The 22767-nt window shown below is 71.1% G+C and carries 20 protein-coding genes and 1 riboswitch; of the genes, 9 read left to right on the top strand and 11 right to left on the bottom strand.

Translation table 11 applies throughout. The annotated features are described in order from the left end of the window. Nucleotides 1-18: 18 nt before the first annotated feature. Complete coding sequence (fahA, locus tag BEK98_RS07495; protein WP_094215571.1) at nt 19-1236, bottom strand: fumarylacetoacetase; 1218 nt, start codon at nt 1234-1236, stop codon at nt 19-21. Nucleotides 1237-1531: 295 nt separating this feature from the next. Between fahA and BEK98_RS07490 the strand changes: the two genes are divergently transcribed. From BEK98_RS07490 to BEK98_RS07475, 3 genes are all read left to right on the top strand, one after another. Continuing rightward, the gene (locus BEK98_RS07490) at nt 1532-2782 is read left to right on the top strand and encodes a carboxylate--amine ligase (protein WP_094215570.1); all 1251 of its coding nucleotides are present in this window, start codon (nt 1532-1534) and stop codon (nt 2780-2782) included. A 44-nt stretch (nt 2783-2826) separates the two neighbouring features. Further along, entirely contained in the window at nt 2827-4029 is a 1203-nt protein-coding gene (locus tag BEK98_RS07485; RefSeq protein ID WP_094215754.1) for an FAD-dependent oxidoreductase, read from the top strand. A gap of 414 nt (nt 4030-4443) precedes the next feature. Next, nucleotides 4444-5256: an HAD family hydrolase gene (locus tag BEK98_RS07475; RefSeq protein WP_094215569.1), complete on the top strand. Its 813-nt coding sequence runs from the start codon at nt 4444-4446 to the stop codon at nt 5254-5256. A gap of 34 nt (nt 5257-5290) precedes the next feature. Here the strand turns inward: BEK98_RS07475 and BEK98_RS07470 are convergent, their stop codons facing one another. Next, the gene (locus BEK98_RS07470) at nt 5291-5779 is read right to left on the bottom strand and encodes a transglycosylase SLT domain-containing protein (RefSeq protein ID WP_094215568.1); all 489 of its coding nucleotides are present in this window, start codon (nt 5777-5779) and stop codon (nt 5291-5293) included. A 3-nt stretch (nt 5780-5782) separates the two neighbouring features. Next, nucleotides 5783-5966, bottom strand: a riboswitch (cyclic di-AMP (ydaO/yuaA leader). Between the two features lie 531 nt (nt 5967-6497). Here BEK98_RS07470 and BEK98_RS07465 point away from each other — a divergent pair. The 4 genes from BEK98_RS07465 to BEK98_RS07450 all read left to right on the top strand — a co-directional run bounded on the left by BEK98_RS07465 (nt 6498) and on the right by BEK98_RS07450 (nt 10902). Next, nucleotides 6498-7508 (top strand): polyprenyl synthetase family protein, encoded by a 1011-nt coding sequence (locus tag BEK98_RS07465; protein ID WP_094215567.1) that lies wholly within the window; start codon nt 6498-6500, stop codon nt 7506-7508. A gap of 247 nt (nt 7509-7755) precedes the next feature. Further along, a complete protein-coding gene (locus BEK98_RS07460) occupies nt 7756-8955 on the top strand; it encodes a LolA family protein (protein WP_094215566.1) in 1200 nt (399 codons plus the stop codon). An 80-nt stretch (nt 8956-9035) separates the two neighbouring features. After that, the gene (locus BEK98_RS07455; RefSeq protein ID WP_094215565.1) at nt 9036-10010 is read left to right on the top strand and encodes an ABC transporter ATP-binding protein; all 975 of its coding nucleotides are present in this window, start codon (nt 9036-9038) and stop codon (nt 10008-10010) included. Further along, on the top strand, nt 9997-10902 hold the full coding sequence (locus BEK98_RS07450) for an ABC transporter permease (RefSeq protein WP_094215564.1): 906 nt from the start codon (nt 9997-9999) through the stop codon (nt 10900-10902). The genes BEK98_RS07455 and BEK98_RS07450 overlap by 14 nt, the downstream gene beginning before the upstream one ends. 11 nt (nt 10903-10913) lie before the next feature. Here BEK98_RS07450 and BEK98_RS07445 read toward each other — a convergent pair whose 3' ends face one another. Continuing rightward, nucleotides 10914-11507, bottom strand: coding sequence for a flavodoxin family protein (locus BEK98_RS07445; RefSeq protein WP_094215563.1), 594 nt, complete (start codon nt 11505-11507; stop codon nt 10914-10916). A gap of 205 nt (nt 11508-11712) precedes the next feature. Between BEK98_RS07445 and BEK98_RS07440 the strand changes: the two genes are divergently transcribed. Further along, nucleotides 11713-12831, top strand: a complete 1119-nt coding sequence (locus tag BEK98_RS07440; protein WP_208643035.1) for a hypothetical protein — start codon at nt 11713-11715, stop codon at nt 12829-12831. A 23-nt stretch (nt 12832-12854) separates the two neighbouring features. Here the strand turns inward: BEK98_RS07440 and BEK98_RS07435 are convergent, their stop codons facing one another. From BEK98_RS07435 to BEK98_RS07425, 3 genes are all read right to left on the bottom strand, one after another. Continuing rightward, nucleotides 12855-13322 (bottom strand): VOC family protein, encoded by a 468-nt coding sequence (locus tag BEK98_RS07435; protein ID WP_094215562.1) that lies wholly within the window; start codon nt 13320-13322, stop codon nt 12855-12857. Nucleotides 13323-13415: 93 nt separating this feature from the next. Continuing rightward, nucleotides 13416-14366, bottom strand: coding sequence for an EamA family transporter RarD (gene rarD, locus BEK98_RS07430; RefSeq protein ID WP_094215561.1), 951 nt, complete (start codon nt 14364-14366; stop codon nt 13416-13418). 135 nt (nt 14367-14501) lie between these two features. Then, nucleotides 14502-15356: an SDR family oxidoreductase gene (locus tag BEK98_RS07425; protein ID WP_094215560.1), complete on the bottom strand. Its 855-nt coding sequence runs from the start codon at nt 15354-15356 to the stop codon at nt 14502-14504. Between the two features lie 91 nt (nt 15357-15447). On the opposite strand from BEK98_RS07425, the gene BEK98_RS07420 reads away from it, so the two are divergent. Next, entirely contained in the window at nt 15448-15858 is a 411-nt protein-coding gene (locus BEK98_RS07420) for a winged helix-turn-helix transcriptional regulator (protein ID WP_094215559.1), read from the top strand. 16 nt (nt 15859-15874) lie between these two features. Here the strand turns inward: BEK98_RS07420 and BEK98_RS07415 are convergent, their stop codons facing one another. The 5 genes from BEK98_RS07415 to BEK98_RS07395 all read right to left on the bottom strand — a co-directional run bounded on the left by BEK98_RS07415 (nt 15875) and on the right by BEK98_RS07395 (nt 22641). After that, nucleotides 15875-16936: a 2-oxoacid:ferredoxin oxidoreductase subunit beta gene (locus tag BEK98_RS07415; RefSeq protein ID WP_094215558.1), complete on the bottom strand. Its 1062-nt coding sequence runs from the start codon at nt 16934-16936 to the stop codon at nt 15875-15877. Then, nucleotides 16929-18857: a 2-oxoacid:acceptor oxidoreductase subunit alpha gene (locus BEK98_RS07410; RefSeq protein ID WP_094215557.1), complete on the bottom strand. Its 1929-nt coding sequence runs from the start codon at nt 18855-18857 to the stop codon at nt 16929-16931. The genes BEK98_RS07415 and BEK98_RS07410 overlap by 8 nt, the downstream gene beginning before the upstream one ends. Nucleotides 18858-19149: 292 nt before the next feature. Then, nucleotides 19150-19809 carry a LuxR C-terminal-related transcriptional regulator gene (locus BEK98_RS07405; RefSeq protein WP_279635455.1) on the bottom strand — a complete coding sequence of 220 codons (660 nt, stop codon included), beginning with the start codon at nt 19807-19809 and terminating at the stop codon, nt 19150-19152. Nucleotides 19810-19961: 152 nt separating this feature from the next. Continuing rightward, entirely contained in the window at nt 19962-21290 is a 1329-nt protein-coding gene (locus tag BEK98_RS07400) for a sensor histidine kinase (protein WP_094215556.1), read from the bottom strand. Nucleotides 21291-21450: 160 nt separating this feature from the next. Beyond that, nucleotides 21451-22641, bottom strand: a complete 1191-nt coding sequence (locus BEK98_RS07395; protein ID WP_094215555.1) for a sensor histidine kinase — start codon at nt 22639-22641, stop codon at nt 21451-21453. Nucleotides 22642-22767: the final 126 nt, after the last annotated feature.

Raw genomic sequence — 22767 nt, 5'->3', positions numbered from 1 at the left:
CTTGCTACAAGAGGTCGCTCACCCCGACACGACGCGCCCGCTGACCTCCCCCAGCCCGACCCGGCCTCCGTCCGCCCCCGGCGCCCATGCCGACAGCGTCACGATGTCGCCGTCCTCCAGGAACGTCCGCTTGCCGTCCGGGAGTTCGAGCGGGTCGCGGCCGTTCCAGGTCAGCTCCAGCAGCGAGCCGCGCTGGTTCTCCGCGGGGCCGCTCACCGTGCCCGAGCCGTACAGGTCGCCGGTGCGCAGGGAAGCCCCGTTCACCGTCATATGGGCGAGTTGCTGGGCCGCGGTCCAGTACATGCTGGAGAACGGCGGCTCGGACACCACATGGCCGTTGATCGCGACGGAGATCCGCAGGTCGTAGCCGCCGGGCTCGATCTCCGGCGCCGAGTCGTCCAGGTACGGCAGCAGCGGGTGTGTGCGCTCCGGCGGCGCCACGCGCGCGTGCTCCAGCGCTTCCAGGGGGGTGATCCACGCCGACACCGAGGTCGCGAAGGACTTGCCGAGGAACGGGCCGAGCGGGACGTACTCCCAGGCCTGGATGTCCCGCGCCGACCAGTCGTTCAGCAGGCACAGCCCGAAGACGTGCTCCCGGAAGTCGCCGAGCGCGACCGGTGTGCCCTGCTCGGAGGGCGCGCCCACCACGAAGCCGACCTCGGCCTCGATGTCCAGCCGGATCGAGGGGCCGAAGACGGGTGCCGGGTCGCCGGGGCCCTTGCGCTGCCCGGACGGCCGTACGACCTCCGTGCCCGACACCACCACCGTGCCGGAGCGGCCGTGGTAGCCGATCGGCAGGTGCTTCCAGTTGGGGGTCAGGGAGTCCTCGGCGTCCGGGCGGAAGATCTGGCCGACGTTCCGGGCGTGGTTCTCGGAGGCGTAGAAGTCGACGTAGTCCGCGACCTCGAAGGGCAGATGGAGGGTCACCGACGACAGGGGGTGGAACAGCGGTTCGATCGCCGACCGGTGCGAGGGCACCGTCACCCATGCCGTCAGCGCGCGCCGCACGTCCGACCAGGCCGTGCGCCCGGCGGCCAGCAGGGGGGTGAGGGTGGGCTGCGCGAGCAGGGAGACGTACGGCGAACCGAGGGCGGCGGCCGCGGCGCCCGCGTCGAGGACGTGGTCACCGAGCCGGACGCCGACCCTCCGCTCCGTGCTGCCGGAGGGCGAGAACACGCCATAGGGAAGGTTGTGCGGACCGAAGGGGTCGCCCTCGGGGACGTCGAAGGGGGGCATGGGGTACTGCCTCGCTCTCATCCGGGCCGTGCATGGCGGTGTGTTCCATGTGGTCGCGGCACACGTTACGGCCGAGTTGCGTGTCTTGGGCAGGGCACCCAAGGGGTGCCCGGAAGGTTGCTTGAAAGGTCGCTCGAAAGGTTGCTCGGACAGTGTCTAAAGAGTTCGCAATGTCCGAATAGCCCTTGTGGGAGGCGGCAATTCCGGCTTAGCGTCCTTTGGGGGACACGGACGGGGTGGGTCCGGTCCGTAGGGGGGACACGTGGGGGGACCCGTGGCCGGAGACGCCGTCAGCATGCCCGTCGAGGCGGACCGTGACGTGCCGGGCCTGATCGTCAAGTTCGGCGACTATCCGCTGCACCACGGCGGTGTCGGCGCGATCCGCAGCCTGGGCCGCCTGGGCGTCCCCATGTATGCGATCACGGAGGATCCCTACACACCCGCGGCCGCCTCCCGCTATCTCAAACGGGCGTTCGTGTGGCCGACGACCGGCGCCGAGGAGCCGGGCCATCTGGTCGAGGGCCTGCTGCGCATCGGCCGCCGGATCGGCCGTCAGACCGTCCTGATCCCCACGGACGAGGAGGCCGCCGTCCTGATCGCCGAGCACCAGGACGACCTGGCCGGTCCCTTTCTCTTCCCGCGTGTCGACCCCGCGCTGCCACGCCGGCTGGCCAGCAAACAGGGCCTGCACGAGCTGTGCGTGGAACACGGCGTCGCGAGCCCGTCGGCCGCGTTCCCGGAGTCGTACGACGAGATCGTCGCCTTCGCCGACACGGCCCGCTTCCCGGTGGTGGCCAAGAACCGCGAGGCGTTCGTACGGCGCAGCCGGCCCGCCGTCAACGGCACCACGAGGATCGCCACCCGCGAGGGCCTGCTCACCCTCGCCCGGGACTGGGGCGAGCCACCCGGAGTGATCCTCCAGGAGTACCTGCCGAGGGAGGAGGCCGAGGACTGGATCGTGCACGCCTGCTTCGACGCCGACTCCAACCCGCTCGCGCTCTTCACCGGCGTCAAGGTCCGCTCCTGGCCGCCGCACGCGGGCATGACGGCGAACGCGTACGTCGTCGACAACCCGGAACTCGCCGACCTCGCCGCACGTTTCATCAAACAGCTCGGCTTCACCGGCATCATCGACCTCGACCTGCGCTTCGACCGGCGCGACGGACAGTACAAGCTCCTCGACTTCAACCCGCGCATGGGAGCCCAGTTCCGGCTCTTCGAGAACGAGTCGGGCGTGGACGTCGTACGCGCGATGCACCTGAATCTGACCGGCCGTGCCGTACCGGAGGGGGAACAGCGCGCCGGTCACCGTTTCATCGTGGAGAACATCGACCTGCCCGCCCTCCTCGCCTACCGCCGCAGCGGCTATACGACGCCGCACGCGCCGGCGAAGGCGAGCGGGACGGAGCTGGCCTGGCTCGCGGGTGACGACCCCATGCCGTTCCTCACGATGCTCGCCCGCTTCGTGCGCCCGGGCGCGAAGCACCTCTATCAGCTGTGGCGCACCAACCGCCGCGGCAGCATCACCACTCCCGCCACGAAGTAGGCAAGGCCACGAAGGTGGCGTACCGCGTCCTGGGGAGGGACTTCGTGATTCGACCGGTTGCAGTCATCGGGGCCGGGCCGTACGGCCTGTCCACCGCCGCCCATCTGCGGGCGCGCGGCATCCCCGTCCGCGTCTTCGGCGACCCCATGGTCAGCTGGCGCGACCACATGCCCGAGGGCATGCTCCTCAAGTCGACCCCCGCCGCCTCCAACCTCGACTGCCCGCAGCCCGGCCACACCCTCGCCGACTACTGCGACGCCGCGGGCATCCGCCGGCTGGTGACCGACGAGGACATCATTCCGGTGGAGACCTTCATCGCCTACGGCGAGTGGTTCCAGGAGAAGCTGCTGCCCGGCCTGGAGCAGGTCCGGGTCGTCTCCGTGGACCGCGACAAGACCGGCGGGTTCGAACTCAAGCTGGACTCGGGCGAGTTGTTCACCGCGCGCGCGGTCGTGGTCGCCACCGGCCTGTCCGGGCTCGCGCACCTCCCGGCCGAGCTGGTGGCAGCGGCGACCGACGGTCCGGCACCCACGGGTCCGGTCTCCCACAGCTCCCAGCACCACGACCTCGCCCGCTTCGCCGGCAAGGAGCTGATCGTCGTCGGCGCCGGCCAGTCCGCGCTGGAGACGGCGGCCCTCGCGGCCGAGGCCGGCGCCCAGGTGCGCGTGGTCTCACGCGGCCGCGGCCGGGTCGCCTTCGGCGCCCCGCCCTGGGACCAGCCGAGGCTGCGCCCCGAGTCCCCCTTCGGCCGTGCCTGGTCCCTGTGGGCGCTCAGCTACTACCCCCAGCCGTACCGCTTCCTGCCCGCCCGGACCCGCCACTACCTGGTCCGCCGGGTCCTCGGCCCGCTCGGCGCCTGGTGGCTGCGTGACCGCTTCGAGGGCAAGGTCCAGGTCCACGAGGTCGAGCGGGTGGTGGGCGCCGAGGCCCCGGACGGCAGCCCGGTCCTCACCGTCAGCACCCACGGCACACGCACCGAGCGGCTCTCGGCCGACCACGTCATCGCGGCCACCGGCTACCGCGTGGACATCGCCGCGATGGACTTCCTCGGCCATGAACTGCGCACCCGGCTGGCGGTGAGCCGGGGCACGCCCAGGCTCGGACCCGGCTACGTCTCCTCCGTCCCCGGTCTGTACTTCACCGGCCTTCCGGCGGCGTCCTCGTACGGTCCGGTGATGCGCTTCGTCTGCGGCACGGAGTTCGCCTCGCCGCGCCTGGCCAGGCACCTGGCGGCGGCACACGGCTGAGCTGCCCGGACGCTTCCTGCGCCTCCTCGGCCGCCCCCTGCCCGAAGGGACTCCTCGGGCGGGTCGGCGGCCGCGCGTGTGTGCAGGCAGCCGGCGGGCCGGCCCCCCCCACACACACGGAGTGCTCCCACAGCAGCGGGTGCGCCGAAAAACGGCGCCGCAGCCGGCCGAGCGTATGACGAGGCTCGCCGACCGCTCCGAGGAGTCGGTGCCGGACGCGCTGTGGGACGGTGGCCGACCACTTCGACGAGAAGCAGCTCTCCGCACTGCTCCTCAGCATCTCGCTCACCAACATGTTCAACCGCGTGAACACCACCATCAGGGAGCCCGCAGGCACCACTTGGGGCTGAGGAGCACACAAGTCCAGGAACATCAGGGTGAGTCGGCGGGGCGCGCTGTCCGTATTCTCTGATCATGGCCGCACCCCCCGCATATGCACTGATCGCCACCGACCTGGACGGGACGTTGCTGCGCGACGACGACACCGTCTCCGACCGGTCGCGCGCCGCACTCGAGCGGGCGGCGCGGGCCGGTGCCCGGCATCTGGTGGTGACGGGCCGCCCGGCCCCCCGGGTACGGCCCCTCCTGGAGGGCCTCGGCAGCACGGGGCTCGCGGTGTGCGGGCAGGGCGCGCAGGTCTACGACGCCGGCGCCGACCGTCTGCTGTGGTCGGTCCGGCTGGACCGGGAACTGGCCGAGACCGCGCTCGGCAAGATCGAGGCCGAGGTGGGGCAGGTCTACGCGGCCGTCGACCAGGACGGCGTGGACGGGCTCACCCTGATCGAGCCGGGGTATCTGATGCCGCACCCGACCCTGCCCGCGGTGCGGGTCGGGCGGCGCGACGATCTGTGGTGCGAGCCCATCAGCAAGGTGCTGCTGCGCCACCACACGCTGTCCGACGACGAGTTGGCCGCGATCGCGCGCTCGGTGGTGGGCTCGCTGGCGACGGTCACGATGTCGGGGCCGGGGACCGTGGAGCTGCAGCCGTGCGGCATCACCAAGGCGACGGGGCTGGCGCTGGCCGCCGAGCACCTGGGGATCGCCGCCGACCGGGCCCTCGCGTTCGGCGACATGCCCAACGACATCCCCATGTTCGACTGGGCCGCGCGCGGTGTCGCCATGGCCAACGCCCACCCCGAACTCAAGGCCGTTGCCGATGAGATCACCACGTCGAACGAGGACGACGGCATCGCCGTCGTCCTCGAAAGACTGTTCCCGACCGACTGACCGGGATATCAGTAGGGCCTGCCGCCGGGGCCGGTCAGTAGGCGCCGAAGACGTTGTCGATCGACCCGTAGCGCGCGGCCGCGTAGTTGCAGGCGGCCGTGATGTTCGCGACCGGGTCGTAGATGTCGTAGGACGTTCCGGCCACGTGGTACGCGTTGAACGTCGGGTCGATGACCTGGAGCAGGCCCTTGGACGGGATGCCCTTGGCCGCGTTGGAGTCCCAGAGGTTGATGGCCGCCGGGTTGCCCGAGGACTCGCGGATGACGTTGCGGTAGATGCCGTTGTACGTCCCCGGGATGCCCTTCTGGGCCATGATCGCGAGCGACTCGCGGATCCAGCCGTCGAGGGTGTTCGGGTACCCGGCGAGCGTGGTGGACGGCGTGGCGGCCGTGGGGGTGGCGGCGGAGGCACTGGTCGCGCCGATGAGCGGGAGGGCGAGCACGGCGGCGCCGGTGCCGATGACGGCGAACTTGCGGACGAGGCGGTTGGTGCGGGTGCGGCGGGGCTGAGCGGCAGCAGGCATGGGGACGTTCCTCTCCGTCGCCTGCGAGGTGAGCTGTCGGGTTCGGGCGGGGAGGTGCCCGGCCGTGCCCCTGGGGGGAGGCACGACTTCACCCCTAGCCGTCCCGGTGCGACATGCGTCGTCCGGTCCGGCGGCTTACCTGGGTCCCCCGCTCCTGCCGTACGAATGAGTTCGTCGATGGGTGGTGTCAGACGCGGCAGGATTCGGCGTTCGTCTGACTGGCCCGGAAGCTATGCGACAGCACATGTCCGGAACAAGCACTGGATTCACCCAAAGTCGCAGTTGACCTTGATCTGTTCCGAATGGGGCACTTGATCCTTTGCGGTTGCCAACGCTCAACTGGCCGATGCGGCAAGGGGAGAACGGGGGTGGTGCCGATTGGCCGATTCACGGGCCCGCGTGACCCAATTCACGAAATGGCAAAGAGTACCAAATCAGACATGGGGGATTCGGGAGATTCGCCGGGCGTGGTGCAAAAGGAGTACTCCACCCGCCGTGCGGTTCGCGACAAATCGGGCGAGATCCTGTTAAGTCATTGTGTACCCATACTTATCAGATGATCAAGAACATACCGGCCGTGATCCGATACCGCCCGGGCTGGACCGGTGGGCGCTATCGGTGATCGAAACAGGACCGGATACGCTGACTTGAGTGATGGCAACGACCTATCGACAAACCGTGTAATCGCCAGCAGACACCAGCAGACAGGAGACCCCTCGTGACCGTCGTCGGGCCGTTCGGGCTGAGCGTGCGGGACCAGGCTCTGGAAGCCGATGTCCAGGCCGGATTGGCGGCTGTCGAGGAAGGCTTGCTCGAAGCCACCAAGAGCGAGGTCCCGTTCATCACGGAGGCCGCGCAGCACCTCGTACGGGCCGGTGGGAAGCGGTTCAGGCCGCTGCTCGTGATGCTCGCGGCGCAGTTCGGCGACCCGTACGCGCCGGGCGTCGTGCCGTCGGCCGTCGTCGTGGAGCTGACCCACCTGGCCACGCTGTACCACGACGACGTCATGGACGAGGCGTCCGTGCGGCGTGGTGTGGACAGCGCCAACACCCGCTGGGGCAACTCGGTCGCGGTCCTCACCGGCGACTTCCTCTTCGCCCGCGCCTCCCAGATCCTCGCCGACCTCGGCCCCGAGGCGGTCCGGGTGCAGGCCCTCGCGTTCGAGCGGCTGGTCACCGGGCAGATCCTGGAGACCGCGGGCCCCTCGGACGGCCGTGACCCGGTCGACCACTACCTGGACGTGCTCGGCGGCAAGACGGGCTCCCTGGTGGCCGTGTCGTGCCGGTTCGGCGCGATGATGTCGGGCGCCGACGAGACGGTCGTCGACGTGCTCACCCAGTACGGCGAACGGCTCGGGGTCGCCTTCCAGCTCGCGGACGACGTCCTGGACATCGCCTCCGACTCGCACGAGTCCGGGAAGACCCCCGGGACCGACCTGCGCGAGGGCATCCCGACGCTGCCCGTGCTCCGGCTGCGCGAGCGGGCCGCCCGCCTCGGCCTGGCCGAGGACGTCGCGCTGTGCGAGCTGCTGGACTCCGACCTCAGCGACGACACCCGGCACGCCGAGGCGCTGGTCGCGCTGCGCGCGCACCCCGCGCTGGAGCAGGCCCGCCGGGACACCGTCCGGTACGCGGAGGAGGCGCGGGCGGCGCTGGCCCCGCTGCCGGAGTGCGACGCCAAGGCGGCGCTGCTCGAGCTGTGCGACGCGGTGGTGCACCGGGCCGGCTAGTCGGCCGTTCACCTGGCATGAGGGCGGTGTCTCCCGCCCGACCCCTACGGGTCGGGGGAGGCGCCGCCCCTTCGTGTCATACCCCAGGCGTACACGGAGTTGGCTCCGTGGTCTGACGCTTCCTCACGGCCGATTTGGTCAGATGGAAACCACGGAAATCACCACTCCTCACCGATTCGGGTGAGAATGGCGGCTCAGGTGGACCAGTGTGGGGACAGCCGCCGCCGACGACGGAGGTAAGGCACAGATGGCACCGTACGAATCCGACGAGGCAACGGGCGCCGGGCAGGACGAGGACCTGCACTCCGGACGCCGCAAGGCCGCCCGGTACGTGGTCCCGGTCGCGGTGGTGGGGGTGGCGGCGGCCACGATCGGGCTGGTCCCGGCGCTCGCCGATTCCGGTTCCCCCGATCTGCCGAAGATCAGCGCGCAGCAGCTCATCGAGAAGATCGCCAAGTCGGACGTGCAGCAGCTGTCCGGCACGGTGAAGGTCAGCACCGACCTCGGCCTGCCGGACCTCGGCGGCCTGGAGAGCAGCCTGGCGTCCGGGGCGGCCCAGGGCGGCGACGGCTCCTCCGCCGACCCGACGTCCAAGCTCACCGAGCTGGTCTCCGGCACGCACACCCTGCGCGTGGCGACCGACGGCCCGGACCGGCAGAAGCTGTCGCTGCTGGAGAGCGGCGCCGAGTACAGCCTCATCCACGACGGCAAGAACGTCTGGGGCTACGACAGCAAGAGCAACGAGGTCTTCCACGGCACCGCCGCCGACTCCGGCAAGAAGCACCGGGCCGAGCCGCCGGCCACGCCCAAGGGCTTCGCCGACGAGGCCCTGAAGTCGGTCGACGACACCACGTCCGTGACCGTCGACGGCACCGCCCAGGTCGCCGGACGCGACGCCTACAAGCTGCTGATCAAGCCCAAGCAGTCCGGCACCACGGTCGGCGCCATCAGCATCGCCGTGGACGCGAAGACCGGCATGCCGCTCAAGTTCACGCTCACCCCGAAGAGCGGCGGGGCCGCCGTGCTCGACGCGGGCTTCACCCAGGTCTCCTTCGCCAAGCCGGCCGGCTCCACCTTCGACTTCACCCCGCCCAAGGGCGCGAAGGTCACCGAGGAGAAGAAGGACGAGTCCCGGGCGCCCGAGCACGCCCCGAAGTCCGGTGAGGACTTCGCCCAGGGCCTGGAAGGGGCCAATGTGCTCGGCAAGGGCTGGACGTCCATCGCCACCTTCGACACCGGCGCCAAGGGCGGCCTGCCGTCCGGCTCCGAGGGCGGCGCCTTCGGCGGCTTCCTCGGCTCGCTCGGCGACCACGTCTCCGGGAAGTTCGGCAAGGGCACGGTCTTCTCCACCCGCCTGGTCAACGCCCTGATCACCGACGACGGCAAGGTGTACGCCGGAGCGGTCACCAAGGACACGCTGGTGAAGGCGGCGAACGAAGGGAAGTAACCCTTCCTGGGCCCGGGACGGGACGCTGCCTGGGCCCGGGACCCTTCCTGGGCACGGGGCACGACGAATCGAGGGAGCCGATGGACGAACCGTCCGCCACGGAGCAGGACTCGGGGGACGCGCCGGCGCACGTCATCGCCACGCGCGGCCTCACCAAGCGCTACCGCGGCGGACAGCTCGCCGTCGACGGTCTCGATCTGACCGTCCCGGCGGGCAGCGTCTTCGGCTTCCTCGGCCCGAACGGCTCGGGCAAGACCACCACCATCCGCATGCTGATGGGCCTGATCGAGCCGACCTCGGGCACGGCCCGCGTCCTGGGTCGCCCCATGCCCCGGGCCACCCGCGCCGTCCTCCCGCAGGTCGGCGCGCTGATCGAGGGCCCCGCCCTGTACGGCTTCCTCTCCGGACGGGACAACCTGCTGCGCTACGACGCCGCCGACCCGACCGCCGACCCGCGCACCCGGCGCGCCCGCGTCGCGGCCGCCCTGGACCGGGTGGGTCTCACGGCCGCCGCCGGCAAGAAGGCCAGGGCGTACTCGCTCGGCATGAAGCAGCGCCTGGGCCTGGCCGCGGCCCTGCTCCAGCCGCGCAGACTGCTGGTGCTGGACGAGCCCACCAACGGCCTCGACCCGCAGGGCATGCGGGAAATCCGCGCCCTGATCCGGGAGTTGGCCTCCGACGGCACGACCGTCTTCCTCTCCTCCCACCTCCTCGACGAGATCGAGCAGGTGTGCACACACGCGGCGGTGATGGCACAGGGCCGCCTGATCACCCAGGGCGCGGTGGCCGACCTGGCGGCCGGGGCGCGCGGCCGGCTGGTGGTGACCACACCGGATGCGGGCGAGGCGGCCCGGGTGCTGAAGGAACAGGGCGTCGGGGACGTCACGGTGGACGGCGACCGGGTGACCGGCGAGCCGCCCGCCCAGGACCTCGCCGAGGTGAACGCGGCCCTGGTCACCGCCGGCGTCCGGGTCCGGGGCTTCACGCTCGAACGGGCCTCCCTGGAGGACGCGTTCGTGGCACTGACGGGGGAGGGATTCGATGTCGCGGGCTGAGGCACTCCAGGCACCGGCCGCACCGGACGCAGCGGCCGGCCCCGGCCGTCCGAACCCCCTGTGGACCTTCGGGCTGCTGCGCAGCGAGCTGGTCACCACCGTCCGCCGCTGGCGCACGCTCGCGCTGCTCGGGGTGCTGGCGGCGGTGCCGGTGCTGGTCGGGATCGCGGTGAAGATCGAGACGAGGGGCGGCTCGACGGCGGGCCCGAGCGGCGGCGACGGGCCGGCGTTCATCGCGCAGATCACCAACAACGGCCTGTTCCTGGTGTTCACGGCACTGGCCGCGACCCTGCCGTTCTTCCTGCCGATGGCGGTCGGCGTGATCGCGGGCGACGCGATCGCCGGCGAGGCCGGCGCCGGCACCCTGCGCTATCTGCTGGTCGCCCCGGCCGGCCGCACCCGCCTGCTGCTCACCAAGTACACGACGGTCATGGCCTTCTGCGTGCTGGCCACCCTGGTCGTGGCCGTCTCCGCACTGATCGTCGGCGCGCTGCTGTTCCCGCTCGGCGACCTCACCACCATCTCCGGCACCCGGATCAGCTTCGCCGAGGGCCTGGGCCGGGCGCTGCTGATCGCGCTGGTCGTCGCCGCCTCACTGGTCGGCATCGCGGCCCTCGGCCTGTTCGTGTCGACGCTGACCAACAGTGGCATCGCGGCGATGGCGACCACCGTGGGCCTGCTCATCACCGTCCAGATCCTCGACCAGATACCCCAGCTGCACGCGCTGCAGCCGTACTTCTTCTCCCACTACTGGCTGTCCTTCGCCGATCTGATGCGCGACCCCGTCTACTGGGACGACCTGGTCAGGAACCTCGGCCTCCAGGCGCTGTACGCGGCCGTGTTCGGCTCGGCGGCCTGGGCGCGGTTCACGACGAAGGACATCAGCGCGTAGCGGACGCGCCGTCAGCCGGCCGCGACCTCGTGCGGGAAGCGGGCGAGGGGCGCCTCCTGCGCGAAGAACGTCTTGGCGCGCGCGAGCGCCTCGGTGTCCTTCCGTACGTCCCCGGGCGCGCTGCCGTTGCCCAGCAGCACCCCGCCGAAGCGCATCCCCATGTAGGCGGCCGAGTTGTTGAGGGTGCCGACGAGCGGGTCGGCGACCGACGGCTCCCGGTCCGCGTGCGCCGCGACACCCCACAGCGTGCGTCCGGCCAGGGTGGCCTTGAAGTCGAGGCCGGGGGTGCGCAGCCAGCCCGACCAGTAGTCCAGGTAGCGCTTGGTGAGGCCGGACACCGAGTACCAGTACAGCGGCGAGGCGATCACGATGTCCGTGGCCGCGAGCGTGGCGTCCAGCAGCAGGCCGGTCTCGGTGTCCGAGGGCGCCCGTACGTGGTTGCTGTCGTGCCGCAGGTCCACGAAGTCGGGCAGCGGATGCTCGGCGAGGCGGATCCACTGCTGCTCGACGTCACCGGGCAGCTGCGCGGCGGCCTCGCGGGCCAGCAGTTCGGTGTTGCCGTCGAGGCGGGCACTGCCCAGGACGAACAGGAAGCGGCGGCTCATGGGTCCCCCAGAGTGAGCGATGTCGTTCATGCCATTCCGTGAATATCGGCGTCTGCATTTTATGCACACGCAAGCAGTTTGGTTCAAGGGGTGCGGCTGGTGCGAGGCTGTGACGTCGTGGTGACGCGGGAACCGGGCTGAGCCGACAGACTGGTTGGCAGGACGCGTACGACCGGATCGTGACGCCGGGGGAGTGAGGGAACCGATGTCTCGACTCAGCTTCGAGAAGAAGCGGGTGCAGCAGCCCGTGGCACACCCTGCCGTGGTGCAGGTGCGGGTGTCCGGCGCGGGCAGTGCCTCGGCGGGCGGGACGGCGGTCGTCGCGGCACCGGGCGAGGAGATCCAGCAGGCTGTGCTGAACCACCTCCAGCGCCTGGCCATCAGCCTGGGCGCCCCCATACGGGCGACGATCCACGACGACCGTGCCGGCTGCGTGGTCCCTCTCGAAGTCTCCGCGGACGGTTCCAGCAGGGTGGCGGGAGACCCCGTACGGGTCGCTCCGCGGGGCGCGCGGCCGGTCTCCCCGGTCACGCCGGGTATGGTGCAGGCGCCCACCGGGCAGTTCGGCCCGCCGCCCGTCATGGACGCACCCCTGGCTCGGACTGCCGTACCGGAGGCCGCGGACGAACGCCCGGCTCAGGCTGCCGTACCGGAGGCCGCGGACGCGCGCCCCGCCTCCGCCGCCGTACCCGAGCCCGCCCCGAAGCCCGACCCCGCACCCGCACTCACCCCCGAGCCTGCCCCCCTGTTCGACCCCGAGCCCGCCCCGGCCTCGTCCCCCACCCCCACCCCCGCGCGCGGTTTCGACGCCGTGGCCGAAGAGGTGCTCGGGGACGAGCCCGTGACCGAGACCGCGGAGGGGGCCGAGTTGCTGACCGAGCCGATGGCGCGGATCAACGAGGCTGTCCGGGACGGTCGTATCGACGCCGCGGCGGAACTCGCCGAACGCACGGTCGTCGAGGCCACCGGGGTGCTGGGCCCCCACCACGCCGAGGTGCTGCACCTGCGCGAACTGACCGCCTACATCGCCTACCTGGCGGGTGACCCGGTCCGCTCCTTCCACCTCTCCCTGGACCTCGCCCGGCTCCGCCGGCAGGCCGCGGACGCGGAGGCTGCCTACGGCAACGTACGGAGCGCGGCCACCGCCTGGCGGGCGGTGCGCGATCCGGAGGAGGGCCTGCGGATGGGCCGCGACCTGATCGACCTGTGGACGGACCTCATGGCGGAGCCGGGACCCGCGGCCGAGGACCCGCAGCCCCTGGAGTCGGCCCGTGCCCGCATGGTCCGGCTGACCGACCGTGCGGCCAAGGCGGCGCAGGCGTAACCGGCCCGCACGCCCCCGCCCGGCTACTGCACGCAGAACTCGTTGCCCTCCGGGTCCGCCATCACCGTCCACTCACCGGCGGGCTCCTTCACCTCGCGCAGGACCCGCGCGCCGAGGGCCTCCAGTCGGGCCACCTCGTCCGCGCGCCGCCCGGCGCCGGGGTGCAGGTCGAGGTGGAGCCGGTTCTTGACGGTCTTCGCCTCCGGGACGCGCTGGAACAGCAGCCGCCGCCCCAGGCCGGTGCCGGAGTCCGGGTCGTAGGGGTCGTCGGGGTGCCGTACGGCGATCAGGTCACGGAAGGCGGGGCGGCCGTGGTGGTCGAGGGTGGCCTGTTCGGGCAACGCGCCGAGGGACAGCAGCCGTTCGACGAGCGCGCTGTTGTCCTCGGCCGTGTAGTGCAGCGCGGCGGCCCAGAAGTCGGCCTGTGCGTGCGGGTCGGCCGCGTCGATGACGAGCTTCCAGTGCAGTGGTGCGGGCGTCTGTGTCGACATGGGCACCACTTATAGCGCCCGCCACTGACACCCGGCCCCCCCATCATGCGGCCCGCCACTGACACCCGACCCTCCGTCAGGCGTCCAGCCCCGTCAGGCGTCCACCGGAGCGGAGCTGGTCGTCTCGGTGCGGGGCGGTACGACCATCGTCCTCGGCCTCCGCGCGGCGCGCAGCGCGTCCGAGGTGAGCAGGACCAGCGCCAGCCAGACCAGCCCAAAGCCGGCCCAGCGCGCGGCGGGCATGGCCTCGTGGAAGTAGAGGACGCCGAGCAGGAACTGGAACACGGGGGCCAGGTACTGCAGCAGCCCCAGCGTGGACAGCGGCACGCGGATTGCGGCCGCGCCGAAGCAGACCAGCGGCAGCGCGGTGACGATGCCGGTCGAGGCGAGCAGGGCCGTGTGCCCCGCGCCCTCGCTCGCGAAGGTGGAGCCGCCGTGTGCGGTGAGCCAGAGCAGATAGCCGAGCGCGGGCAGGAACTGGATCGCGGTCTCGGCGGCCAGCGACTCGATGCCGCCGAGGGCGACCTTCTTCTTCACCAGCCCGTAGGTGGCGAACGAGAAGGCGAGACAGAGAGAGATCCACGGCGGACGGCCGTAGCCGACGGCCAGCACGACGACGGCGGCGACGCCGACCCCGACCGCCGCCCACTGCACGGGCCGCAGCCGTTCCTTCAGGATCAGCACACCCATCGCGATGGTCACCAGCGGGTTGATGAAGTACCCGAGGGACGTCTCGACCACGTGACCGGCGTTCACGGCCCAGATGTAGACGCCCCAGTTCACGGTGATGAAGGCCGCCGCGAGCGCTATGAGGCCGAGCCGCCGCGGCTGCCGCAGCAGCTCCCCGGCCCAGGCCCAGCGCCGCAGGACGAGCAGGGCGACGGCGACGAAGAGGAGGGACCACACCATGCGGTGGGCCAGGATCTCCAGGGCTTCGGCGGGCTTCAGCAGCGGCCAGAACAGGGGGACCAGCCCCCACATGCCGTACGCGGCGAAGCCGTTCAGCAGGCCTGCCCGGTGCTCTCCCTTGGTCGTCCCGGCCACGGGCCCCTCCTTCTCGCCTCACTCACGCACGCGAGAACGAAGGTAGCGCCGAGCACCCCTGCCTGTCATGCCCGTATCGGCATACGGTCATGACAGGCGAGGGTGGAGGTGCCGAAGGGCCAGGGGCGGGGAGTCTCAGCCCTTGAGTGCGGCGGCGACCGCCTCGGCCAGCGGCGTGGTCGGGCGGCCGGCCAGGCGGGACAGGTCGCCGGAGGAGACGACCAGCTCGCCCTTCTCGATCGACGCGTCCACGCCCACGAAGATCTCGACGAGGGGCGCGGGCAGCCCGGCGCCCGCCAGAATGCCCTTCAGGACCTCGTCGGTGACGGCGTTGTAGGCGATCTCCTTGCCGGTCTGCCGGCTCAGCTCGGCCGCGTACTCGGCGAAGCTCCACGCCGCGTCGCCGCCCAGCTCGTACGTGGTGTTCTCGTGGCCCTCGCCGGTCAGCACGGCGGCCGCGGCGGCCGCGTAGTCGGCGCGGGAGGCCGAGGAGACCCGGCCCTCGCCGGCCGCCGCGACGACCGCGTCGTGCTCCAGCACCGGGGCCAGGTTCTCGGTGTAGTTCTCGTGGTACCAGCCGTTGCGCAGCAGGCTGTAGGGCAGACCGGAGGCGAGCAGCGCCTCCTCGGTGGCCCGGTGGTCGTCGGCGAGCGCGGCCTTGAGGCTGCCCGGGGCGCTGGTGTACGCGAGCAGCGCCACGCCGGCCGCCTTGGCGGCGTCGATGACGACCTGGTGCTGCTGCACCCGGCCCTTGTCGAACTCGTTGCCGGAGATCAGCAGGACCTTGTCACCGGCCGCGAACAGGCCGTCGAAGGTCTCGGGCGTGTTGTAGTCGGCGACGGCGAGCTTCACCCCGCGGGCCGCGAAGTCGGCGGCCTTCGCCTCGTCGCGCACGACGGCGGTGATCTGCTCGGCCGGAACCTTCTCCAGCAGCTGCTCCACGACGTGACGGCCGAGGTGTCCGGTGGCTCCGGTGACGACGATGCTCATGGTTCAGAACTCCTTGTGGGGTGCCTATGGCACTCACCCTAGGAGGTGCACTAACCGAGCGAAAGTACCCACTTTGAAGTAAGGTACTGGCATGGCAGTAAGTAATGCGCGTGCGCGCACCGGAGCCGAAGCCGAGGCCATGTGCCCCTACCGGCTCGTCCTGGAGCACGTCACCAGCCGCTGGGGCGTGCTCGTCCTGATCGAGCTGATGGAGGGCTCGCGGCGGTTCAGTGAGCTGCGGCGGGCGATCGACCAGGTGGGCCGTATCAGCGAGAAGATGCTCACCCAGACCCTCCAGACGCTGGAGCGCGACGGCCTGGTCCACCGGGACGCCAAGCCGGTCATCCCGCCCCGCGTCGACTACTCGCTCACCGACCTCGGCCGTGAGGCGGCGCAGCAGGTGCGGTCCCTGGCGCAGTGGACGCACGACCGCATGGGTGAGGTGGAGAAGGCCCGCCAGGCCTACGACGAGGCCCGGGAACTCCGCTCCCGGGCCTCGTGATCGAAAAGCGGCGGAATCAGCCGACGACCGTCCAGGTGTCCCCGCCGGCCAGCAGCGTGGCCAGGTCGCCCTTGCCGTGCTGCTCGATGGCCGTGTCCATCTGCTCGGACATCTGCACGTCGTAGACCGGCCGCTCGACGGAGCGGAACACACCGATGGGGGTGTGGTGCAGCGTGTCGGGGTCGGCCAGCCGGGAGAGGGCGAAGGCGGTGGTGGGGGACGCGGACTTCGCGTCGTGCACCAGGATGTCCGCCTCGTTCTCCGGGGTCACCGTCACCACCTTCAGATCGCCGGTCTGCCGGTCCCGTACGACACCGTGCGCGCCGTCGGCGCCGAACCGGATCGGCTGCCCGTGCTCCAGGCGGATCAGCGCCTCCTCGGCCTGCTGCTTGTCCTTGAGGGCGTCGAAGGCGCCGTCGTTGAAGATGTTGCAGTTCTGGTAGATCTCGATCAGCGCCGTGCCCGGGTGGTCGGCGGCCGCGCGCAGTACCTCGGTCAGGTGCTTGCGGTCGGAGTCGATCGTGCGCGCGACGAAGGACGCCTCCGCGCCGATCGCCAGCGACACCGGGTTGAACGGCGCGTCCAGCGAGCCCATCGGCGTCGACTTGGTGATCTTGCCGACCTCGGAGGTCGGGCTGTACTGGCCCTTGGTCAGGCCGTAGATCCGGTTGTTGAACAGCAGGATCTTGAGGTTGACGTTGCGGCGCAGGGCGTGGATCAGGTGGTTGCCGCCGATGGACAGGGCGTCGCCGTCGCCGGTGACCACCCACACGCTCAGGTCGCGGCGGGAGGACGCCAGACCCGTCGCGATGGCCGGGGCGCGGCCGTGGATGGAGTGCATCCCGTAGGTGTTCATGTAGTACGGGAAGCGGGAGGAGCAGCCGATGCCCGAGACGAAGACGATGTTCTCCTTCGCCAGGCCCAGCTCCGGCATGAACCCCTGGACGGCGGCCAGGATCGCGTAGTCACCGCAGCCCGGGCACCAGCGCACCTCCTGGTCGGACTTGAAGTCCTTCATCGACTGCTTGGCCTCGGCCTTGGGGACCAGCTGCAGCAGCCCGTTGCTGGCGTCAGTCATCGATGGCCTCCTTCAACGCGGCGGCGAGCTGTTCCGCCTTGAACGGCATGCCGTTGACCTGGTTGTACGAGTGGGCGTCGACCAGGTACCTCGACCGGATCAGGGTGGCGAGCTGCCCGAGGTTCATCTCGGGGATCACCACCTTGTCGTACGACGTGACCACCGCTTCGAGATTGCGCGGGAACGGGTTGAGGTGGCGCAGATGGGCCTGGGCGATCGACTCGCCGGCCTTGCGCAGCCGCCGTACCGCGGCCGTGATCGGCCCGTACGTCGAGCCCCAGCCCAGCACCAGCGTCTTCGCTCCGTGCGGGTCGTCGACCTCGATGTCCGGGACGTCGATGCCGTCGATCTTGGCCTGGCGGGTGCGGACCATGAACTCGTGGTTGGCCGGGTCGTAGGAGATGTTGCCCGTGCCGTCCTGCTTCTCGATGCCGCCGATGCGGTGCTCCAGGCCCGGCGTGCCCGGAACGGCCCACGGGCGGGCCAGCGTCTGCGGGTCCCGCTTGTACGGCCAGAAGACCTCGGTGCCGTCCTCCAACGTGTGGTTCGGGCCGGACGCGAACTGCACGCGCAGGTCCGGCAGCTCGTCCAGGTCCGGGATCCGCCACGGTTCGGAGCCGTTGGCCAGATAGCCGTCGGAGAGCAGGAAGACCGGGGTGCGGTAGGTCAGCGCGATCCGGGCGGCCTCCAGGGCCGCGTCGAAGCAGTCGCCCGGGGTCTTCGGGGCGATGATCGGGACCGGGGCCTCGCCGTTGCGGCCGAACATCGCCTGCAGCAGGTCCGCCTGCTCGGTCTTGGTCGGCAGGCCGGTGGAGGGGCCGCCGCGCTGGATGTCCACGATCAGCAGCGGCAGCTCCAGGGAGACGGCCAGGCCGATCGTCTCGCTCTTGAGCGACACACCGGGCCCGCTCGTCGTCGTCACCGCGAGCGAGCCCCCGAAGGCCGCCCCCAGCGACGCGCCGATGCCGGCGATCTCGTCCTCCGCCTGGAAGGTCCGCACGCCGAAGTTCTTGTGCTTGCTCAGCTCGTGCAGGATGTCCGACGCCGGCGTGATCGGGTACGAGCCCAGGAACAGCGGCAGATCCGCCTGCTGCGACGCCGTGATCAGGCCGTAGGCCAGGGCCAGGTTGCCGGAGATGTTGCGGTAGGTACCGACCGGGAAGGCCTCGGTGGCCGGGGCGACCTCGTAGGAGACCGCGAAGTCCTCGGTCGTATCGCCGAAGTTCACGCCCGCCCGGAACGCGGCGATGTTGGCGGCCGCGATGTCGGGCCTCTTGGCGAACTTGGTCCGCAGGAACTTCTCGGTGCCCTCGGTGGGCCGGTGGTACATCCAGCTCAGCAGGCCGAGGGCGAACATGTTCTTGCTCCGCTCGGCCTCCTTGCGGGAGAGGTCGAACTCCTTCAGCGCCTCGACGGTGAGCGTGGTCAGCGGCACCGGATGCAGGCTGTAGCCGTCCAGCGAGCCGTCCTCCAGCGGGGAGGCGGTGTAGCCGACCTTCTGCAGGGCACGCTTGGTGAACTCGTCCGTGTTGACGATGATCTCGGCGCCGCGCGGCAGGTCGCCGATGTTGGCCTTCAGGGCGGCCGGGTTCATCGCGACCAGCACGTTCGGCGCGTCGCCCGGGGTCAGGATGTCGTGGTCGGCGAAGTGGAGCTGGAACGACGAGACGCCGGGCAGGGTGCCGGCGGGCGCACGGATCTCGGCGGGGAAGTTCGGCAGGGTGGAGAGGTCGTTGCCGAAGGACGCGGTCTCCGAGGTGAACCGGTCACCGGTGAGCTGCATGCCGTCACCCGAGTCCCCCGCGAACCGGATGATCACCCGATCCAGGCGCCGCACGTCCTTGGCTCCGCCCGGTTTGCGCTGCTCTCCCACGACGGTTCCGTCGGCCTGCTCCGCTGGGCTGCTGACCTGGCTGGTCACTGAACTGGACCTCCTTCGAGGCGGCTGTTCCGGGGATGGTCGTCCCAGGGACCATCCCGGTATCAACCCTACGTCGGTTAGGGTCGCCTTCCCGTGGCCATCCGCGGACGGGTGGCTTTTCGAGACGGCTGGTCGCGCTGACTTCTCATGCTTTCCCGCATCGCTGGAGCATCGATCAAGACGCTTCCCGCGCGTTCCTCGGTTGTCTCCCGCTCTCTCCTGCGGCCTCCCGGATGTCCGGCATCCACAGAAGCCGGACGGACTGACACGCTGCTGACACAGTGTCGGCCCGTTACGAGTTCAGGTACGTCAGAACGGCCAGAACACGCCGGTGGTCGCCGTCGCTCTGGGACAGCCCGAGCTTCAGGAAGATGTTGCTGACGTGCTTCTCCACGGCCCCGTCGCTGACCACCAGCTGCCGGGCGATGGCCGAGTTCGTCCGCCCCTCCGCCATCAGCCCCAGCACCTCGCGCTCGCGCGGGGTGAGCCCGGCCAGCACGTCCTGCTTGCGGCTGCGGCCGAGCAGCTGCGCGACCACCTCCGGGTCCAGCGCCGTGCCGCCGTCGGCCACCCGCACCACCGCGTCCACGAACTCCCGCACCTCGGCGACCCGGTCCTTGAGCAGATAGCCCACGCCCCGGCTGGAACCGGCCAGCAGTTCGGTGGCGTAGCGCTCCTCCACGTACTGCGACAGCACCAGCACCCCGAGCCCGGGGTGCGCCTTGCGCAGCCGTACGGCCGCCCGCACGCCCTCGTCGGTGTGCGTCGGCGGCATCCGTACGTCCGCCACCACCACGTCCGGCAGCGTGCCCTGTGCGTCCAGGTCGGCGATGGTCTTGATCAGCGCCTCCGCGTCCCCGACGCCTGCCACGACATCGTGCCCGCGGTCGGTCAGCAACCGGGTCAGGCCCTCCCGAAGCAGCACCGAGTCCTCGGCGATGACCACCCGCACCCTGTCCTCCACGATCTCCCGGCCCCCCACAGCCCGACCTTCCGACGACGTCCTTCACGGAGGTCCAGCATTCCAGCATTCGGGCCGTCGTGCGCGGGAGCTGGGGAATCACAGGGGTGGCGTAGGGGGCCTACCTCGGTGGACGTGCGCCCTCAGGACCGCCAGGGCAGCTCGGCGATCACCCGGGTGGGGCCGCCCGCCGGCGAGTCCACCACCAGGACTCCGTCCACCGCGTCCAGGCGGCCGGCCAGGCCCGCCAGGCCCGAGCCCCGGGAGGCGTCCGCGCCGCCCACCCCGTCGTCCATGACCTGGAGCATCAGCCGGTCCTCCGCCTGCCACACGTCGACCGAGGCGGAGCGCGCCCGGCTGTGCTTGCTGATGTTCTGCAGCAGCTCGGAGACGGTGAAGTAGGCGATGCCCTCGATGGCCGCGGCCGGCCGGGCCGGCAGGTCGACCTCCACCCGCACCGGGACCGTACAGCGGGAGGCGACCGAGGAGAGGGCCGCGTCCAGGCCGCGGTCGGTCAGCACGGCCGGATGGATCCCGCGCGCGAGGTCGCGCAGCTCCTGCAGGGCGGTCTTCACCTCGCCGTGGGCCTCATCCACCATCCGGGCCGCCGCCTGCGGATCCTCCCGCAGCTTCTCCTTGGCCAGGCCCAGATCCATGGCCAGGCTCACCAGCCGAGCCTGCGCCCCGTCGTGCAGGTCCCGCTCGATACGGCGCAGATCGGCGGCGGCCGTGTCCACCACGACCCCGCGGTCCGACTCCAGCTCCACGACCCGCGCCGACAGCCGCGACGGCCCGAGCAGCCCGCGCACCAGCAGTCCGTCCACCGTGGTCAGCCCCCGTACGATCCACGGCGTGGCCAGCGTGAACAGCAGACCGACCAGCGCGGTCACGGTGATCTCGAACGGGTTGTCGAGATACACCCTGTGGTGCTCGTCGCCGTACAGCTGAAGGCCCCCCTGGCCGGCGTACATCGGGAACACCCAGAACCACAGCGGGTACGTCAGCAGCGCCCAGCCGTACGCCCAGAAGTTCACCGCCACGACGAACGAGAACAGCGACCAGGGGAACTGCAGCAGCGCGTACAGCAGATGCCGCCACGACGTGCCGCTCTTCAGCACCGCGCCCATCCACGCGAACCCGCCCGGCCGACGCATCCGCAGCGGTTCCGGGTCGGCCACCTCCAGGCGCAGCAGCGCACGCGCGCGCGTGCGTTCCAGCGCGCCGAAGCCCCGGCAGCTCGCGAGCGCCGCCGCCAGCACCGGGATGCCGAGGAAGGTCACCAGCAGGCCCGCGCCGAGCGCCACCATGGTGACCGTCCAGCTGAACAGCACGACCGCGATCGGCAGGCTCAGCAGCACGTAGCCGAACTCGCGCCAGCTGCGCGCCTCGAACGGTGCCCGCAGCGCGGCGGGCAGCCGGTGGCGCCGCTCGCCGGGCGAGACGTACCCCTGTCGTCCGTACTCCGTGGCCATCGGTGTCGTCCCGTTCTCCTCGTCCTGGCGGCGTGCTGCCGTGTCTTCCAGCCTGGTGCGCCGCGACTTCGCGGGCCATGGAGGCCGTCGGCCTCTTGGGGCGGGGGTTTTCCCCACCCCTGCGGGTGTGCAAAGGGTCCGGAGGGCGTGCGGGGCCCGGCTACTCCTGGCGGTCACGCCAGGGCAGCTCCGCCGTGACCACCGTCGGGCCACCGGCCGGTGAGTCGACCACGAACAGGCCGTCCACCGCGCCCAGCCGCTCCGCCAGGCCCCGCATCCCGCTGCCGCCCTCCAGGCTGGCGCCGCCGCGGCCGTCGTCCCGGACCTGGATGAGCAGCCGGTCGTCCGAGCGCCACACGTCCACCGAGGCCGAGCGCGCCCCGCTGTGCTTGCTGATGTTCTGCAGCAGCTCGGAGACGGTGAAGTAGGCGATGCCCTCGATGGCCGCCGCCGGCCGGGCCGGCAGGTCCGCCGTCACCTTCACCGGGACCGTGCACCGCGAGGCGACCGAGGAGAGGGCCGCGTCCAGGCCCCGGTCGGTCAGCACGGCCGGATGGATCCCGCGCGCGAGGTCGCGCAGTTCCTGCAGCGCGAGCTTCACCTCGCCGTGCGCCTCCGCGACCATCGCGGCAGCCGTGTCCGGGTCCTCCAGCAGCTTCTCCTTGGCCAGGCCGAGCCCCATGGCCAGGTTCACCAGCCGGGCCTGCGCCCCGTCGTGCAGATCCCGCTCGATACGGCGCAGATCGGCGGCCGCCGTGTCGACCACGATCCCGCGGTCCGACTCCAGCTCGGCGATACGGCGTTCCAGCTCGTCGGAGGGTGACAGCAGTCCGCGCACCATCGCCCGGTCCACGTTGGCCAGGCCCCGCGTGATGAACGGCAGCACAGGCCACAGCACGAACAGCGAAGTCAGCACGAGGGCGAAGGTGAGGATCCCCCAGGGCAGCCGGATGAGGTCGTACAGCAGCGTCCGCCAGCCCACCGGGTCCTTCAGCGCCAGCCACAGCCGCTGCATCGGCCCGCCGCCCCGGGCGATCGGCAGCGGCGTCGGCTCCTCGATCCGCACCCCGAGCAGCGCCCGGGACCGGATCCGCTCCAGCTTGCCCAGTTGCCGGGCGCCCAGCAGGCAGACGGCCAGCAGCGGAAGCCCGATCACTGTGAGGGTGAGGACTCCGCTGACGAACACCACGGTGAACACGTAGGTGAAGCCGAGCAGCGACACCGGCAGGTTCAACAGGAGATGCGCGATCTCCTTCCAGGTGTGCGCGTCGAGGGCGAACCGAGCCGGAGGCAGACGGTCGGGGCCGTCGGCACGGTCGGCCCGGTCGGCGGCGGTGGTGGGAGCGGTCATACCGGTCAGCCTGCCGTGCCCGGCACCCCTTGCGCCATGCGGTCCACCGCCCCTGTGCCCGGGGGAAAACCCCACCCTCCGCACCCTCCCCACGTCTCATGGTGTGACGGGCTGCTTACCGTGTCT

It is taken from the genome of Streptomyces diastatochromogenes (genome assembly GCF_002242805.1).
Classification (GTDB): Bacteria; Actinomycetota; Actinomycetes; order Streptomycetales; family Streptomycetaceae; genus Streptomyces; species Streptomyces diastatochromogenes.
The sequence above is the reverse complement of the archived record's forward strand: the minus strand, read 5'-3'. Positions and strand labels throughout refer to the sequence as shown.

Bases quoted from the DNA above. Each gene is read 5' to 3' on its own strand.
- BEK98_RS07440 (WP_208643035.1), top strand. From the start codon at position 11,713: ATGTCTCGACTCAGCTTCGAGAAGAAGCGGGTGCAGCAGCCCGTGGCA.
- BEK98_RS07455 (WP_094215565.1), top strand. From the start codon at position 9,036: ATGGACGAACCGTCCGCCACGGAGCAGGACTCGGGGGACGCGCCGGCG.
- BEK98_RS07445 (WP_094215563.1), bottom strand. From the start codon at position 11,507: ATGAGCCGCCGCTTCCTGTTCGTCCTGGGCAGTGCCCGCCTCGACGGC.
- BEK98_RS07470 (WP_094215568.1), bottom strand. From the start codon at position 5,779: ATGCCTGCTGCCGCTCAGCCCCGCCGCACCCGCACCAACCGCCTCGTC.
- BEK98_RS07420 (WP_094215559.1), top strand. From the start codon at position 15,448: ATGGCAGTAAGTAATGCGCGTGCGCGCACCGGAGCCGAAGCCGAGGCC.
- BEK98_RS07475 (WP_094215569.1), top strand. From the start codon at position 4,444: ATGGCCGCACCCCCCGCATATGCACTGATCGCCACCGACCTGGACGGG.
- BEK98_RS07425 (WP_094215560.1), bottom strand. From the start codon at position 15,356: ATGAGCATCGTCGTCACCGGAGCCACCGGACACCTCGGCCGTCACGTC.
- BEK98_RS07395 (WP_094215555.1), bottom strand. From the start codon at position 22,641: ATGACCGCTCCCACCACCGCCGCCGACCGGGCCGACCGTGCCGACGGC.
- BEK98_RS07460 (WP_094215566.1), top strand. From the start codon at position 7,756: ATGGCACCGTACGAATCCGACGAGGCAACGGGCGCCGGGCAGGACGAG.
- BEK98_RS07450 (WP_094215564.1), top strand. From the start codon at position 9,997: ATGTCGCGGGCTGAGGCACTCCAGGCACCGGCCGCACCGGACGCAGCG.
- BEK98_RS07400 (WP_094215556.1), bottom strand. From the start codon at position 21,290: ATGGCCACGGAGTACGGACGACAGGGGTACGTCTCGCCCGGCGAGCGG.
- BEK98_RS07490 (WP_094215570.1), top strand. From the start codon at position 1,532: ATGCCCGTCGAGGCGGACCGTGACGTGCCGGGCCTGATCGTCAAGTTC.
- BEK98_RS07415 (WP_094215558.1), bottom strand. From the start codon at position 16,936: ATGACTGACGCCAGCAACGGGCTGCTGCAGCTGGTCCCCAAGGCCGAG.
- BEK98_RS07435 (WP_094215562.1), bottom strand. From the start codon at position 13,322: ATGTCGACACAGACGCCCGCACCACTGCACTGGAAGCTCGTCATCGAC.
- fahA (WP_094215571.1), bottom strand. From the start codon at position 1,236: ATGCCCCCCTTCGACGTCCCCGAGGGCGACCCCTTCGGTCCGCACAAC.